13 protein-coding genes are annotated in these 15,579 nt (G+C 59.7%); 11 read left to right on the top strand and 2 right to left on the bottom strand.

Annotated features, from left to right (window positions below):
- Window positions 1-36: 36 nt before the first annotated feature.
- The 8 genes from dusB (at window position 37) to hflX (ending at window position 10,253) form a co-directional block, all read left to right on the top strand.
- Entirely contained in the window at window positions 37-1,065 is a 1,029-nt protein-coding gene (dusB, locus tag ACIQJ2_RS14300) for a tRNA dihydrouridine synthase DusB (protein WP_400672978.1), read from the top strand.
- Window positions 1,062-2,219 (top strand): nitrogen regulation protein NR(II), encoded by a 1,158-nt coding sequence (locus ACIQJ2_RS14295; RefSeq protein ID WP_400672981.1) that lies wholly within the window; start codon window positions 1,062-1,064, stop codon window positions 2,217-2,219. Before dusB ends, ACIQJ2_RS14295 begins: the two co-directional genes overlap by 4 nt.
- Entirely contained in the window at window positions 2,216-3,667 is a 1,452-nt protein-coding gene (gene ntrC, locus ACIQJ2_RS14290) for a nitrogen regulation protein NR(I) (protein ID WP_199151258.1), read from the top strand. Before ACIQJ2_RS14295 ends, ntrC begins: the two co-directional genes overlap by 4 nt.
- A gap of 282 nt (window positions 3,668-3,949) precedes the next feature.
- Window positions 3,950-6,223, top strand: coding sequence for an ATP-binding protein (locus ACIQJ2_RS14285; RefSeq protein WP_400672985.1), 2,274 nt, complete (start codon window positions 3,950-3,952; stop codon window positions 6,221-6,223).
- A complete protein-coding gene (locus ACIQJ2_RS14280) occupies window positions 6,213-7,577 on the top strand; it encodes a sigma-54-dependent transcriptional regulator (protein ID WP_400672988.1) in 1,365 nt (454 codons plus the stop codon). The genes ACIQJ2_RS14285 and ACIQJ2_RS14280 overlap by 11 nt, the downstream gene beginning before the upstream one ends.
- A gap of 48 nt (window positions 7,578-7,625) precedes the next feature.
- Entirely contained in the window at window positions 7,626-8,489 is an 864-nt protein-coding gene (locus ACIQJ2_RS14275; protein ID WP_199150217.1) for a D-amino-acid transaminase, read from the top strand.
- A gap of 108 nt (window positions 8,490-8,597) precedes the next feature.
- The gene (gene hfq / locus ACIQJ2_RS14270) at window positions 8,598-8,840 is read left to right on the top strand and encodes an RNA chaperone Hfq (protein ID WP_003539403.1); all 243 of its coding nucleotides are present in this window, start codon (window positions 8,598-8,600) and stop codon (window positions 8,838-8,840) included.
- 78 nt (window positions 8,841-8,918) lie between these two features.
- Window positions 8,919-10,253: a GTPase HflX gene (gene hflX, locus ACIQJ2_RS14265; RefSeq protein ID WP_199150218.1), complete on the top strand. Its 1,335-nt coding sequence runs from the start codon at window positions 8,919-8,921 to the stop codon at window positions 10,251-10,253.
- 119 nt (window positions 10,254-10,372) lie between these two features.
- Here the strand turns inward: hflX and mazG are convergent, their stop codons facing one another.
- Window positions 10,373-11,221, bottom strand: a complete 849-nt coding sequence (mazG, locus tag ACIQJ2_RS14260; RefSeq protein ID WP_400673012.1) for a nucleoside triphosphate pyrophosphohydrolase — start codon at window positions 11,219-11,221, stop codon at window positions 10,373-10,375.
- Window positions 11,222-11,243: 22 nt separating this feature from the next.
- A complete protein-coding gene (locus tag ACIQJ2_RS14255; protein ID WP_400673015.1) occupies window positions 11,244-11,831 on the bottom strand; it encodes a deaminase in 588 nt (195 codons plus the stop codon).
- Window positions 11,832-12,117: 286 nt separating this feature from the next.
- On the opposite strand from ACIQJ2_RS14255, the gene cysG reads away from it, so the two are divergent.
- From cysG to ACIQJ2_RS14240, 3 genes are read left to right on the top strand one after another with little or no spacing between them, the layout of a single operon-like run.
- Window positions 12,118-13,560: a siroheme synthase CysG gene (cysG, locus tag ACIQJ2_RS14250; RefSeq protein WP_400673018.1), complete on the top strand. Its 1,443-nt coding sequence runs from the start codon at window positions 12,118-12,120 to the stop codon at window positions 13,558-13,560.
- Between the two features lie 3 nt (window positions 13,561-13,563).
- Window positions 13,564-13,878: a DUF2849 domain-containing protein gene (locus ACIQJ2_RS14245; protein WP_400673021.1), complete on the top strand. Its 315-nt coding sequence runs from the start codon at window positions 13,564-13,566 to the stop codon at window positions 13,876-13,878.
- Window positions 13,879-13,895: 17 nt separating this feature from the next.
- Complete coding sequence (locus ACIQJ2_RS14240) at window positions 13,896-15,569, top strand: nitrite/sulfite reductase (protein ID WP_400673024.1); 1,674 nt, start codon at window positions 13,896-13,898, stop codon at window positions 15,567-15,569.
- Window positions 15,570-15,579 lie beyond the last annotated feature (10 nt).

Raw genomic sequence — 15,579 nt, 5'->3', positions numbered from 1 at the left:
AAACTTTTAAAGCGTGTCTAAAAATAGTGCAGATGTATGGTGTGCCCGAAAGATAATCATTTGCTTTCCTCCAAGCTCGCAGCCCCATTTTCCATCGGTCCGGTATCCATCCGTAATCGCGTCATTCTTGCGCCGATGTCGGGGGTGACCGACCTGCCTTTCCGACAGCTCGCTTTGCGTTACGGCGCAGGCTTGGTCGTCACGGAAATGGTGGCGAGTCGCGAGCTCGTACAGGATACGGAGGAGTCCTGGGCGCGCCTGAAGAGCGCCGGATTGAAGCCGCATATGGTGCAGTTGGCCGGACGAGAGGCCTATTGGATGGCCGAGGCTGCCAAGATCGCTGCCGACAACGGCGCGGATATCATCGATATCAACATGGGATGCCCGGCCAAGAAGGTCATTGGCGGCTATTCCGGCTCGGCATTGATGCGCGATCCCGATCATGCGCTGACTTTGATCGAAGCGACGGTCGGCGCGGTGAACATTCCCGTGACCCTGAAGATGCGTCTCGGCTGGGATGAGAATTCCATCAATGCTCCTGATATCGCGCGTCGTGCGGAGGAGGCCGGCATTCAGCTCGTCACCATCCATGGTCGCACGCGCATGCAGTTCTATGAGGGTAGGGCGGATTGGGATGCGATCCACGCGGTACGTGATGCCGTGTCCATCCCGCTCGTCGCCAATGGCGATGTCGAAACGATCGAAGACGCCGAGGAAATCCTGCGACGCTCCGGTGCCGACGTTGTGATGATCGGCCGTGGTTGTCAGGGGCGGCCGTGGCATGCCGGCGTTCTGGCCGGTCATCGCGAACCGGGCCGTCAGGAAGTCATCGAAGTCGCGGTCGAACACTACCGCATGATGCTGGAATTTTACGGCGAAGCCGTCGGCATCCGCCATGCCCGTAAGCATCTGGCCTGGTATCTGGATCGCTACGCCCCGACGACGACGGCTGCTGATAAAGCGAAAATCATGACGTCGAAAGACAGCGGCGAGGTGGCCGCATCGTTCCATGCTGCGCTGCAGGCTGGCGCCGATCTCGCTCAATGCGTCCAGGAGGCTGCATGACTTCGAAATCAAGCCCGGGCGGCGAGGGCGATACAGGCAATTCCGTTGCCATGGCCGTTCTTAACGCCATACAGAACCCCGTTATCATGGTCGATGAAGCCGGTTTTGTTGCCTTCGCCAACTGGGAGGCGGAGGCCTTCTTCGGGGCCAGCGCCTCGCATCTGTCGCGCTACAAGATTTCGGCCTTTATCCCCTTCGGCAGCCCCTTGCTGGCGCTGATCGATCAAGTGCGCGAGCGGCGCGGACCCGTCAACGAGTATCGGGTCGACCTCAGTTCGCCGCGCCTCGGACAGGATAAGCTGGTGGATCTCTACGTCGCCCCGGTTTCCAGCGATCCGGGCTCGGTGGTTGTGGTGTTCCAGGAGCGATCCATGGCGGACAAGATCGACCGACAGTTGACGCATCGCGCCGCTGCCCGTTCGGTTACCGGCCTTGCCTCCATGCTGGCGCATGAGATCAAGAACCCGCTCTCGGGCATTCGTGGTGCCGCGCAGCTGCTCGAACAATCGGTCGAGGATGACGACCGCGCGCTGACGCGCCTCATCTGCGACGAGACAGATCGCATCGTGTCGCTGGTCGACCGCATGGAGGTTTTCTCCGACGAACGGCCCGTCGATCGTGTCCCGGTTAATATCCATTCGGTTCTGGATCATGTGAAAGCGGTCGCCAAGGCGGGATTTGCGCGTAATATCAAGATCTCCGAGAATTACGATCCTTCGCTGCCGGCGGTTTTCGCGAACCGGGACCAGCTTGTGCAGGTCTTCCTCAATCTGGTGAAGAATGCCGCCGAAGCTGTCGGCGACCGCCAGGATGGTGAGATCATGCTGACGACGGCCTATCGCCCCGGCATTCGGCTTTCCGTCGCCGGTACCCGCGAAAAGATTTCGCTGCCGTTGGAATTTTGCGTCATCGACAATGGTCCGGGCGTGCCGCCCGATCTCGTGCCGCATCTCTTCGACCCGTTCATTACGACCAAGACGAACGGCACAGGTCTCGGCCTTGCGCTGGTCGCCAAGATCATCGGCGATCACGGCGGCATTGTTGAATGCGACAGCCAGAACCATCGCACTACTTTCCGTGTTTTGATGCCTGCCTCCAAGGGCATCACTTCAGAAGATGCCCCACTTCCGAACTCTACAGGGACTACTCGATGACAGCCACGATCCTTGTCGCCGATGATGATGCGGCCATCCGTACCGTGCTCAATCAGGCCTTGAGCCGCGCAGGTTACGATGTACGCATCACCTCCAACGCTGCCACCCTCTGGCGTTGGGTTTCATCCGGCGAGGGCGACCTCGTTGTAACCGACGTCGTCATGCCCGACGAAAATGCATTCGACCTGCTGCCGCGCATCAAGAAGGCGAGACCGGATCTGCCGGTTCTGGTCATGAGCGCGCAGAACACTTTCATGACTGCGATCAAGGCATCTGAGAAAGGTGCGTATGATTATCTGCCGAAGCCGTTCGATCTGACTGAGCTCATCGCGATCGTCGGCCGCGCCCTCGCCGAGCCCAAGCGGAAGCCGACGAAGCACGATGACGACGTGCAGGACGGCATGCCGCTCGTCGGCCGCTCGGCTGCGATGCAGGAAATCTATCGCGTGCTCGCGCGCCTGATGCAGACCGATCTGACGCTGATGATCACGGGCGAATCCGGGACCGGCAAAGAGCTTGTGGCGCGCGCCCTGCACGACTACGGCAAGCGTCGCAACGGCCCGTTCGTTGCCATCAACATGGCTGCCATCCCACGCGATCTGATCGAGTCCGAACTGTTCGGCCACGAGAAAGGTGCCTTCACCGGCGCTCAGGCCCGCTCGACGGGTCGTTTCGAGCAGGCTGAGGGCGGCACGCTGTTCCTCGACGAAATCGGCGATATGCCGATGGATGCGCAGACGCGCCTGCTGCGCGTGTTGCAGCAGGGCGAATACACGACCGTCGGCGGCCGCACGCCGATCCGTACGGATGTCCGCATCGTTGCCGCCACTAACAAGGATCTGAAACAGGCGATCAATCAGGGCCTGTTTCGCGAAGATCTCTATTATCGCCTCAACGTCGTGCCGCTGCGGCTGCCGCCGCTGCGAGACCGAGCCGAGGATATCCCCGATCTCGTTCGCCATTTCATACAGCAGGCCGAAAAGGAGGGCTTGGGCTCCAAGCGCTTCGATCAGGAGGCGCTCGAGCTGATGAAGGCCTACCCCTGGCCGGGCAACGTCCGCGAGCTGGAGAACCTGATCCGCCGGCTGATGGCGCTCTATCCGCAGGATGTCATCACCAAGGAGATCATCGATGCGGAATTGCGCGCCGATGTGCCCGACAGCCCGATAGAGAAGGGGCCGGTTCGCACCGGCACAATGACTATCGCCCAGGCGGTGGAAGAGAACATGCGAACTTATTTCTCCAGTTTCGGCGACAATCTTCCGCCGCCCGGCCTCTACGACCGCGTTCTGACGGAAATGGAATATCCATTGATTCTCGCCGCACTGACGGCCACGCGCGGCAATCAGATCAAGGCTGCCGATCTTCTCGGTCTGAACCGCAATACGTTGCGCAAAAAGATCAGAGAACTGGGAGTTTCGGTTTACAGGAGTTCCCGCACGGCTTGACAACGCAATCATATGCGTTGCATTTTCGCCACAATGCGTTGCTTAAAGGTCACGCAAGAGATTCGTCGTTCCTGCGATGATGATTCGTCTGACGTTTTTCCTAGTAACTGGAATTTCGTACGATTTTTCAATGTATTGCAGAAATGATTTGAATTAATAGTTTCGCTTCGGGGCGAAACAGGATGACAGTTCGGCTTGGCCTGTCGCTTGTGCTTTAGCCGTACTGGTATGGCGCGGATCGGCAGAGCTGCAGATCGTCGTTCGGGCGTGGAGATGATGGGAATGACCAAGGACGCGGTGTCGCCGGCGGCGAGCGACGAGGCGGTTGTCAAGGTGACAGACCGTCGTGCTTCCTTCGCCCTGCCTGGCCTTGTCCTGGCCGGCGGCGCACTTCTGTGCGCGATCGCCACCCTGCTGATGCTCCTTGGCCTGACACCGGTTGCTCCGACGTCTTCTGTCGTCTTCACCTCCGTCGTCATCAACGGCCTGTTCGTATTCGGGCTGATCGCCTTGATCGTGCGGGAAGTTGCGCGGTTGATGAAAGCGCGCAGCCGAGGTCGCGCCGCGGCGCGTCTGCATATCCGCATCGTGGCTCTTTTCTCCATCGTGGCGATCACGCCGGCCATTCTGGTTGCCATCGTCGCGAGCCTCACCTTGAACGTCGGTCTCGACCGCTGGTTCGGTGTGCGCACGCAGCAGATCATCAGTTCTTCGCAGAACGTCGCGCAAGCCTATCTGATGGAGAATGCCAGCTATCTGCAGGGGCAAACGGTGTCGATGGCGAACGATCTGGAGCGCAATCGTTCGCTTTACAGCCTCGATCGCACCGGCTTTGCCGATCTGATGACGCGTCAGGCCCGCGGACGCGGCTTGCTTGGCGCCTTCCTCGTTCGCCGCGACGGCACCGCCATCGTTCAAGCCGAAATCAAGACCGAACGTCCGCTGCCGGCGATCCCGAAGGATGCGCTGGATTCATCGGCCAATGGCCAGCCGACGCTCATTCCGCCCGGTGTGACCAACCTCGTCGGTGCGGTCATCAAGCTCGACGAAATCCCTGGCTCGTTTCTCTATACGGTCCGAGCGGTCGATCCGCGCGTCATGAACGCCATGCGGATGGTGGAAGACAACACCGTCGAGTACAAGGCGATGGAAGAGGGGCGCATGTCCCTGCAGATCGCCTTTGCCGTTCTCTACATCGGCTTCGCGCTGATCGTGCTTCTGGCAGCGATCTGGACCGCGATCGCCATCGCCGACCGCATCGTGCGGCCGATCCGTCTTCTCATCAGCGCGGCTGATAATGTCGCATCGGGCAATATGAACGTGCTGGTTCCCGTGCGCTCGGCGGATGGCGACGTCGGCAGCCTGTCGCGCACCTTCAACAAGATGATTTCGGAAATCCGGACGCAGCGCGATGAAATTCTTGAGGCGAAGGATGAGGTCGACGACCGCCGCCGCTTCATCGAAGCGGTGCTTTCGGGCGTGACCGCAGCCGTGATTGGTGTCGAGCACGATCGCCGCATCACCATCGTCAATACCTCCGCGGCAGATCTGCTGGGGCTGACGAGCGACGAACTCGTCGGTCAGAATCTGGCGGAGATCGCGCCCGAGGTCGAGCAGGTCGTAACCGAGGCGACGACGCGCCATCGTAACGATTTCCGCAAGCAGATCAGCCTGGTGCGCGGCGGGACGGTGCGGACGCTGAGTGTCCAGGTGACGCGGGAGGAATCGCGCGACGCCAACGAATCCTACGTGATCACACTCGACGACATCACTGATTTGGTGATCGCGCAGCGCTCGACCGCCTGGGCAGACGTCGCGCGTCGCATCGCCCATGAAATCAAGAACCCGTTGACGCCGATCCAGCTTTCGGCTGAGCGCATCCGCCGTCGTTTCGGTAAGAACATCGCCGAAGCCGACCGCCCGGTTTTCGATCAGTGCACGGACACGATTATCCGGCAGGTCGGCGATATCGGCCGCATGGTCGACGAATTCTCTTCTTTCGCCCGCATGCCCAAGCCGACCATGGAGCCAAGCGACCTTCGCGACATCCTGCGCGATTCGGTGTTCCTGCGCGAAATGGGCAACAATCACGTCAAGTTCGAACGAGAACTGGGCAATGAACGGCTCGAAGGCATGTTCGATACGCGGATGCTGGGTCAGGCCTTCGGCAATCTCATCAAAAACGCCGTGGAAGCAATCGAAGGGGTGCCAAGCGAGGAGGCGCGGGAGCAGCCGAAAGTTCTCGTGCGTGCCTCCCTGGATCCGGACCGCGACCGCTTCACCGTTGATATCATCGACAACGGCCGTGGCCTGCCGGTGGAAAACCGTCACAGCATTCTCGAACCCTATATGACGATGCGCGACAAGGGCACGGGCCTGGGCCTCGCCATCGTCAAGAAGATCATTGAAGACCATGGCGGACAGCTCGAACTTCACGACGCTCCCGCCGAATTCGACCAGGGCAGGGGAGCCATGATCCGCGTGCATTTGCCGCGCCGTGAGCAGGCCGCCGTCGCCCAGACAGAAAGCGATAAGGAAAGCGTCTATGGCATCTGATATTCTCGTAGTCGACGACGAGGAAGACATTCGCGAAATCGTTTCGGGAATTCTTTCGGATGAGGGGCATGAAACCCGCACGGCGCATGACAGCGACAGTGCGCTTGCGGCGATTTCGGATCGAGCGCCGCGGTTGATCTTCCTCGATATCTGGATGCAGGGCAGCAAGCTTGACGGTCTCGCGCTGCTGGACGAGATCAAGACGCGCCATCCGGAATTGCCCGTGGTCATGATCTCCGGTCACGGCAACATCGAGACGGCGGTTTCCGCCATCAAGCGCGGGGCCTTCGACTTCATCGAGAAGCCCTTCAAGGCCGATCGATTGATCCTGATCGCCGAGCGGGCACTGGAGAATTCCAAGCTGAAGCGGGAAGTCTCGGAGTTGAAGCGCCGCACCGGCGATGCCGTCGAACTGATCGGCACATCGGTTGCCGTCTCTCAGCTTCGCCAGACCATCGACAAGGTGGCGCCGACCAACAGTCGCGTGATGATCTTTGGCCCCTCAGGCTCCGGCAAGGAGCTGGTGGCCCGCATGATCCACAAGAAGTCGACCCGCGCCAACGGTCCCTTCGTCGCGCTGAATGCTGCGGCGATCACGCCGGAGCGTATGGAAATTGCTCTGTTCGGCACGGAAGGTTCTCCCGGGCAGGCGCGCAAGATCGGTGCTCTGGAGGAGGCTCATCGCGGCATCCTTTACCTCGACGAGGTCGGCGAAATGCCGCGCGAGACGCAGAACAAGATCCTGCGTGTACTGGTCGACCAGCAGTTCGAGCGCGTCGGCGGCTCCAAGCGGGTGAAGGTGGATGTGCGCATCATCTCGTCCACGGCCTATAACCTCGAAAGCCATATTGCCGAAGGTCTGTTCCGCGAAGATCTCTATCATCGCTTGGCCGTCGTTCCGGTTCGCGTTCCTGCACTCGCAGAGCGGCGCGAGGATATTCCGTTCCTCGTCGATCAGCTCATGCGTCAGATTTCCGAACAGGCCGGCATTCGCCCGCGCCGGATCGGCGATGACGCCATGGCCGTGCTGCAGGCTCATGATTGGCCCGGCAATATCAGGCAGCTGCGCAACAACATCGAGCGTCTGATGATTCTGGCGCGTTCCGACGGTGCCGATACGCCGATAACAGCCGAAATGCTGCCGACCGATCTCGGTGACATGCTACCGAAGGTTTCCGCCAAGAACGATTATCACATCATGACATTGCCGCTGCGCGAAGCGCGTGAAATGTTCGAACGCGATTACCTCATCGCCCAGATCAATCGTTTCGGCGGTAACATCTCGCGCACGGCGGAATTTGTCGGCATGGAGCGCTCTGCGCTGCATCGCAAGCTGAAGTCGCTGGGTGTCTGAGCGACCGCCTCGCACGTCGAAATTACGGAATTCTGATCAGGGGCTTCCATGCCGAGAATAGCTTATGTGAACGGTCGCTACGTCAAGCATAGCGATGCAACGGTCCATATCGAAGACCGCGGCTATCAGTTTGCCGATGGCGTCTATGAAGTTTGCGAGGTGCGCCATGGCGTGATCGTTGATCTGACGCGCCATCTCGATCGCCTGAACCGCTCGCTGAGCGAACTGCGCATCGCCTGGCCAATGGCGCGCGCGGCGCTCGTTCTCGTGATTCGCGAGACCCTGCGTCGTAACCACGTCCGCAACGGCCTGTTTTATCTGCAGGTCACCCGCGGAGTCGCCCGGCGCGATCATGTTTTCCCGCCGGTCGGCACGCCCTCGTCGATCGTCGTGACCGCCAAGAGCACGGACCAATCCGCTATCGCCAAGAAGAACGCCAACGGTATCAAGGCGATCACCGTCCGTGACAATCGCTGGGATCGGGTCGATATCAAGTCGGTCGGCCTGTTGCCGAACGCGATGGCCCGTCAGCAGGCCAAGGAGGCAGGTGCGCAGGAAGCCATCTATATCGACCATAACGGTATGGTGAAGGAAGGGGCCGCCACGAATGTCTGGATCGTCGATCACGATGGGAATCTCGTCACCCGTCCGGCCGAGCACGGCATCTTGCGCGGCATTACCCGTACGACCCTGATGGATGTCGCGGCCAAGCTCGGCGTGACGATCGTCGAGCGATTCTTCTCCGTCGAGGAGATGATGAAGGCTCGCGAAGTCTTCATCACGGCGGCTACAAGCATATGTTTTCCGGTGGTTTCCATCGACGGCGAAACGATTGCCAATGGCCATCCGGGCAGCATGTCACAGAAAATTCGTGAAGCCTTTTTCGACATTGCGGAAAAGACTGCGATTTGATACCAACATTCGCTGGGTGGAGGGAATGAGGGTATCTCCTGTCCCGGGGTCTCTGTATATCATGATATTTCACCGGCTTAGGTCGGCAAAAAAGAAAGAAGCGGCGCGATGGCGGAACGTTCTCAAAACTTGCAGGACTTGTTTCTCAATACTGTTCGCAAGCAAAAGATTTCACTGACAATTTTCTTGATTAACGGCGTGAAGCTCACAGGTGTCGTAACCTCATTCGACAATTTCTGTGTCCTGCTCCGCCGCGATGGCCATTCGCAGCTTGTCTACAAGCATGCGATCTCGACGATCATGCCGGGTCAGCCGATGCAGATGTTCGAGAGCGAAGAAGCCGCATCCTAACCAGGATTTGCCACTATCACCACACGCGATACCAAAAATGATTCTCTCATCCCGGAAACCGTAAAGCACCGGGATGACATGCGCGCTGTCGTCGTCGTGCCTGTGCTCAAACAGGCCCGTTCGGCACGCGCGGCTCAAGCTGATGGCGCCATCTCCGTCTCGCGCCCGCCCGAAAGCCGGCTGGAAGAGGCAAAGGGCCTTGCACTTGCTATCGACCTCGATGTCGTCAACGGCTCGATCGTCCCGATCAACGATCCGCGGCCGGCGACCTTGCTCGGCACCGGAAAGATCGAGGAAATTCTTGCACTGCTCGACGAATTCAACGCCGGGCTTGTCATCGTCGATCATCCCTTGACGCCGGTGCAGCAGCGCAATCTTGAGAAGGCATGGAACGCCAAGGTCATCGACCGAACCGGCCTCATCCTCGAAATTTTCGGCCGCCGCGCTTCCACCAAGGAAGGCACGCTGCAGGTTGAGCTTGCCCATCTGAATTATCAGAAGGGTCGGCTGGTTCGCAGCTGGACCCACCTTGAGCGCCAGCGCGGTGGCGCGGGCTTCATGGGCGGCCCCGGTGAAACCCAGATCGAAGCCGACCGGCGCATGCTGCAGGAGCGGATCATCAGGCTGGAGCGCGAACTAGAGCAGGTCGTCCGAACACGCCAGCTGCATCGCGCCAAGCGCCGGAAGGTGCCGCATCCGATCGTCGCACTGGTTGGCTACACCAATGCCGGAAAGTCGACGCTGTTCAACCGCATTACCGGCGCGGGCGTTCTTGCCGAGGACATGCTGTTTGCGACGCTCGATCCGACTTTGCGCCGGATGAAGCTGCCGCATGGCCGCACCGTCATCCTCTCCGATACCGTCGGTTTCATTTCGGATCTGCCGACTCACCTTGTGGCGGCATTCCGTGCGACGCTGGAAGAGGTGCTGGAAGCCGACCTCATCCTCCATGTGCGCGATCTCTCGGATGACGACAATCAGGTCCAGAGTGCCGACGTGATGCGCATCCTTGGCGATCTCGGCATCGGCGAGGCTGAGGGTGCCGAGCGTATTCTCGAGGTCTGGAACAAGATCGACCGGCTGGAGCCGGAAGCACACGACGCCATCGTTCACAAGGCATCGACGACGGAAAACGTCATTGCCGTGTCCGCGAAGAGCGGCGAGGGTGTCGATCGCCTGATGAATGAGATCAGCCGACGCCTTTCGGGTGTTCTGACGGAAACGACCATCACGTTGCCTGTCGAAAAGCTGGCGCTGCTACCCTGGCTCTACAATCATGCCATCGTCGATAACCGCTGGGATAACGAGGACGGCACGGTGACGCTTGAAGTGCGCCTGACGGAAACCGAGGCGGTCGAACTGGAGCGGCGCATGGGCAACGGCCCGAAGCCGCAACGCGAAGACTGGGAATAAGGGCTCCTAGAGCATGATGCCGAAAAGTGCGCGCGGTTTTCGGGCGACACCATGCTCTACTTCTTTAATTTTAGAGCGGATTCAGATTTTAGGTCGAGTAGACCTAAAATCATCCGGCTCTAAGCGGTCTTTACACCGCCAAGCTGCCGTTCGATAGCCTTTGCCGCCTGCCAGATCTCTTCCATTCGCTCAAGCGAGGCGCCCTCGAGGGTCTCGCCTTCGGCCTCAAGTGTCGTCTCGATGTGATGGAAGCGGCGGCGGAACTTGGTGTTCGTGCCGCGTAGGGCCTGCTCCGGATCGGAATTCACATGGCGGCCAATATTGACGACGGCGAAGATCAGGTCGCCGAGTTCATCGCTGACTTTCGCTTTGTCGCAGCTCGCAAGCGCTACCCGTAGCTCGCCGATCTCCTCCTCGATCTTGTCGAGGATCGGTTCTGGCGCCGACCAATCGAAGCCGACCTTGGCTGCGCGCTCCTGCAATTTCAAAGCTTCCGTCAGAGCAGGGAAAGTGCGTTGCACCGAGCCCAGATAGCCGGCCTTGAAATCCTCGGTAATCCCGCTCTTGGCGCGGCGTTCGGCGCGCTCGCGCTTTTCCTCCGCCTTGATCCGATCCCATTGCAGTGTCACCGCGTCCTCGGTCTTGGCGTCAGAGACGGCAAAAACGTGCGGGTGGCGGCGGATCATCTTGCGCGTGATTGCATGTACGACGTCGCCGAAGGAAAATGCTCCAGCTTCCTCCGCAATCCGTGCATGGAACACGACCTGAAGCAGGAGATCGCCGAGCTCATCGCAGAGATCGTCGTTATCCTTGCGCTCGATGGCGTCCGCGACCTCATAAGCCTCCTCGATCGTGTAGGGCTTGATGGTCTCGAAGGTCTGGACGATATCCCAGGGGCAGCCAGTCTCGGGGTTTCGCAGTGCAGCCATGATGTCGATCAGGCTGCCAATGTCTCGCGATGCTTCCATCGTTGCCTCGGGTCTTGCTCTATCAATTCAGTGGGATATCGTTGTCGCTCTTGGAAGCCTGGTAGCTGTCGGACAGCTCGGCATAGGCCTGCTTGATGCGGGCAGTCTGTCCCTTGAGCTCGGTCTTTCGCGGATCGGCTTCAGCCTCCACGAGGTCCGCGAGCGCGAAACTGTTCCAGAAGGCGTTGTGCCGCCGATAGCCGCCCGGCTCCAGACCGAAGACTTCCTTGAGAATCTTCAAGTCATGCGGAATTGCGAAAGCGTCCCGCGAATCCTCGTGGCTGAAGAAATAGTAGAAATTGTCGAAACCGGCCCAGGTGATCGCCGACATGCACATGGTGCAGGGCTCGTGGGTCGACAGGAAGATCAGATCCTTGGTGGCCGGCTTCTCGCCCAGTTCATAAAAGCGTTTCAGTGCATGCACTTCTCCATGCCAGAGCGGATTTTCCAACTCGTTGTTGGTTTCCGCGATGACGAGCGAGAGGTCCGATTTGCGCAGGATGGCAGCGCCGAAAACCTTGTTTCCTGCCGCAACTCCATCTCGGGTCAGCGGCAAGATGTCATGTTCGACGACGTCGAGGAGGCGGGCTGCGATCGTATTGTCCGACAAGGGAATGCTCCGAAAAATTTCGCCCAATCTAGCGGGATTGCAGGCCGGGTGAAATGCGCAAAAGAGGATCGAGCAGCGTTTGCCACAGGCAATGAAACGGCAAGGAGGTTGTTGAGTTCCAAAAGTCTATAGATTTCCTGTATTTAAATCAATCTGCTCGTCTGGTGAGTTTTGCTCAAATCCCCGCCATGTCGAGCAAAAGAATACGGAGTCGTCGAAGCATTAGAATTTCTGTTTCTTCAATCCTTTGGTCGGTGAGGCGATATTCGGCACATCTCGAATTGGAATGACGATGCCTCCCAAGACTGAACAGCTTTCGGTATTTCCCGCCTTCTTCCGTATCGACGGAAGGGTTGCGGCCATCTTTGGCGATGGCGACGAAGCCTTCGCCAAGGCGCGACTGCTGATGAACACCCAGGCGAAGATTGTTGCCTATGTGCAGGCGCCGGAAGCCGACTATCACGCCTTTCTTATCGCCAATCGTATTGCGACGGTGCGTTGCGATTTTTCGTCGCATCAGGTCAGGGGCGCGACGCTTGTTTTTGCGGCCACCGGTGATGCAGAGGCGGATCGCAGGATCGTCGACGCGGCCCGCGCCGAGCGAATTCCGGCAAATGCGGTCGATCAGCCCGACTATTGCGATTTCTATACGCCGGCACTTGTCAACCGCGCACCGGTCGCCGTTGCCATCGGTACGGAGGGTGCAGGCCCCGTACTGGCACAGATGATCCGTGCTCAGATCGACCAAATGTTGTCGCCATCGCTCGGAAGGCTCGCGGCTTTGGCCACGCGTTATCGCAAGCCGGTCGAGCATCTTGTGCCGCGCGGTGTTGCGCGTCGTGTCTTCTGGCGGCGGTTTTTCTCAGGACCGGTTGCAGACGCGGTCAACGCCGGCCATTTGCCTCAGGCGCAGCAGGCAGCTGATGAGCTATTGCGATCGGCTCGCGAAGTCGAAGGCCGGGTGTGGCTCGTTGGCGCCGGTCCCGGTGCCGAGGACTTGCTGACATTGCGTGCACAGCGCGTGATGATGGAGGCCGATGTCATCGTCTATGATGCCCTGGTGCCGCAGGCGATCGTCGACATGGGACGGCGCGATGCCGAGCGACTGTCTGTCGGCAAGCGCAAGGGTTGCCATAGCAAGTCTCAGGAGGAGATCAATGATCTGCTGGTGCAGCTTGGTCGCGACGGCAAGCGCGTTGTGCGCCTGAAGTCGGGCGATCCGCTAGTCTACGGCCGTGCTGGCGAAGAAATGGCCGCGCTGCGCGCCGCCGGCATCGGCTACGAGATCGTGCCCGGCATTACCTCCGCCTTCGCCGCCGCTGCGGATTTCGAACTGCCGTTGACGCTGCGCGGCGTTGCGTCGTCGTTGGTCTTCACGACGGGCCACGATCTCGCGGGCGACGTTCTTCCCGATTGGGCAAGTCTGGCCGTGTCGGGTGCCACGATTGCCGTTTATATGGGGCGCACGGTTGCTGCCTCTGTCGCCGGCCGTTTGATGCAGGCCGGTCTGCCGCCGGAGACGACCGTTGCGGTCATCGAAAATGCAAGTCGCCGCGACCGCCGGCTGATGCATGGCATACTGAGGGATCTTCCAGACCTTGAGCACCGCGATGAATTGAGCGGGCCGGTCATGGTTATCATCGGTGATGCTGTCGCCGGTGCGAATTTCGAACAATCCGAGCCGCTGGTCCGCCGCGAGACCGTCGCTCATGACTATGCAAGGAGCTGATTGATGGTCGACAAGGTTCTGACCGCAAACCGGCTCACCGATGGCGTCGCCGTTTGGCTGAACGCGAATGGTGAGTGGGCGACATCGCTGCAGGAGGCGCTGGTTGCACGCCACGCCGAAGCCGAAGCCTCACTGGAAGCGATCGGCAAGCAGGCCTATGCCGACAACAAGGTCGTCGACGTCAATCTGATCGACGTTCGCGAAACCGATGGCAAGCTTTGGCCGCTGCGCCTGCGCGAACGCATTCGTGCCGAAGGCCCCACCATGGAATATGCGCCGGGTTACGCCGCCGCCGATCCCGAATTCATTGCAGTCTGAGAAGTCCCGAGGAAATCATGTATCGTTACGACGAATTCGACCATGCCTTTGTCGCGGAACGTGTCGCACAGTTCCGCGATCAGGTGGAGCGACGCCTCTCGGGTGAGCTTTCCGAAGATGCCTTCAAGCCGCTGCGCTTGATGAACGGGGTCTATCTGCAGCTGCATGCCTATATGCTGCGCATCGCCATTCCCTACGGCACGTTGAGCTCGCGCCAGATGCGCATGCTCGCTCATGTCGCGCGCAGGTACGACCGCGGCTATGGCCACTTCACGACGCGCCAGAACTTGCAGTTCAACTGGCCGAAACTCTCCGAGATGCCAGACGCTCTGGCCGACCTGGCCTCGGTCGAGATGCACGCGATCCAGACCTCTGGCAACTGCATTCGCAACGTCACGGCAGACCATTTTGCCGGGGCTGCGGCCGATGAAGTCGCCGATCCCAGACCCTATGCCGAAATCCTGCGGCAGTGGTCTTCCGTTCACCCGGAATTCTCCTTCCTGCCGCGTAAGTTCAAGATCGCCGTCACCGGCGCCGAACGCGACCGCGCCGCGATCCAGGTGCATGACATCGGCCTGCATCTGAAGAAGAACGACAAGGGCGAGATCGGTTTTGCCGTCTATGTCGGCGGCGGGCAGGGCCGCACGCCGCTGGTCGCCAAGCTGATCCGCGATTTCCTGCCGGAGGAGGATCTCCTCTCCTACACGACCGCAATCATGCGCGTTTACAATCTGCATGGCCGCCGCGACAACAAGTACAAGGCGCGTATCAAGATCCTTGTCCATGAGATCGGTGCAGAAGAACTGTCACGCCAGGTCGAGTTCGAATTCGACAAGCTCAAGGACACAGAACTGAAGCTGCCGGAAGCAGACGTTCAGGCGATTTCGGCCTATTTTGAGCCGCCGGCGCTGCCTGAGCGCGCCGAAGGCTGGGAAAGCCTTGCTCGCTGGAAGAAGGCGGATCCAGCCTTTGCCCGTTGGGTGCAACAGAACGTCCAGCCACACAGAAACCCCGACTATGGCATGGTGACGATTTCGCTGAAGCCGATCGGCGGCATTCCGGGCGATGCTACGGATGTGCAGATGGATGCCGTGGCCGACATCGCCGAAGAATATGCCTTCGATGAAATCCGCGTGAGCCACGAGCAGAACCTCATCCTGCCGCATGTGGCGCTTGCCGATCTCGAAGCTGTTTACCGCGGCCTGGTTGCCAATGGCCTCGAGACGGCGAATGCCGGCCTCATTACCGATATCATTGCCTGTCCCGGCCTCGATTATTGCGCTCTCGCCAATGCTCGCTCGATCCCGGTTGCGCAGGAAATTTCCACGCGTTTCGGCTCTCCGGAACGTCAGGCTGAAATCGGCGAGCTGAAGATCAAGATCTCCGGCTGCATCAATGCCTGCGGCCACCATCACGTCGGCCATATCGGCTTGTTAGGCGTCGAGAAGAAAGGTGCCGAGCTCTACCAGATCACGCTCGGCGGTTCCGGCGACGAGCATACCTCGATCGGCGAAATCATCGGCCGCGGGTTTGAGCCCGACAAGGTGACTGATGCCATAGAGACGATCGTCGATACCTATCTCGGTTTGCGTCTGGATCCCTCCGAGATCTTCCTCGATGCTTATCGCCGTGTCGGACCGCAGCCCTTCAAGGATGCGCTCTATGGTTCGGCTTCGGCCGAGGCCGCGTAAGGAGAGATGA

This window comes from Rhizobium sp. NPDC092011 (assembly GCF_044756305.1).
Lineage (GTDB): Bacteria > Pseudomonadota > Alphaproteobacteria > Rhizobiales > Rhizobiaceae > Rhizobium.
Note: the sequence above shows the minus strand (reverse complement) of the source record. Positions and strands in the feature narration are given on the sequence as shown.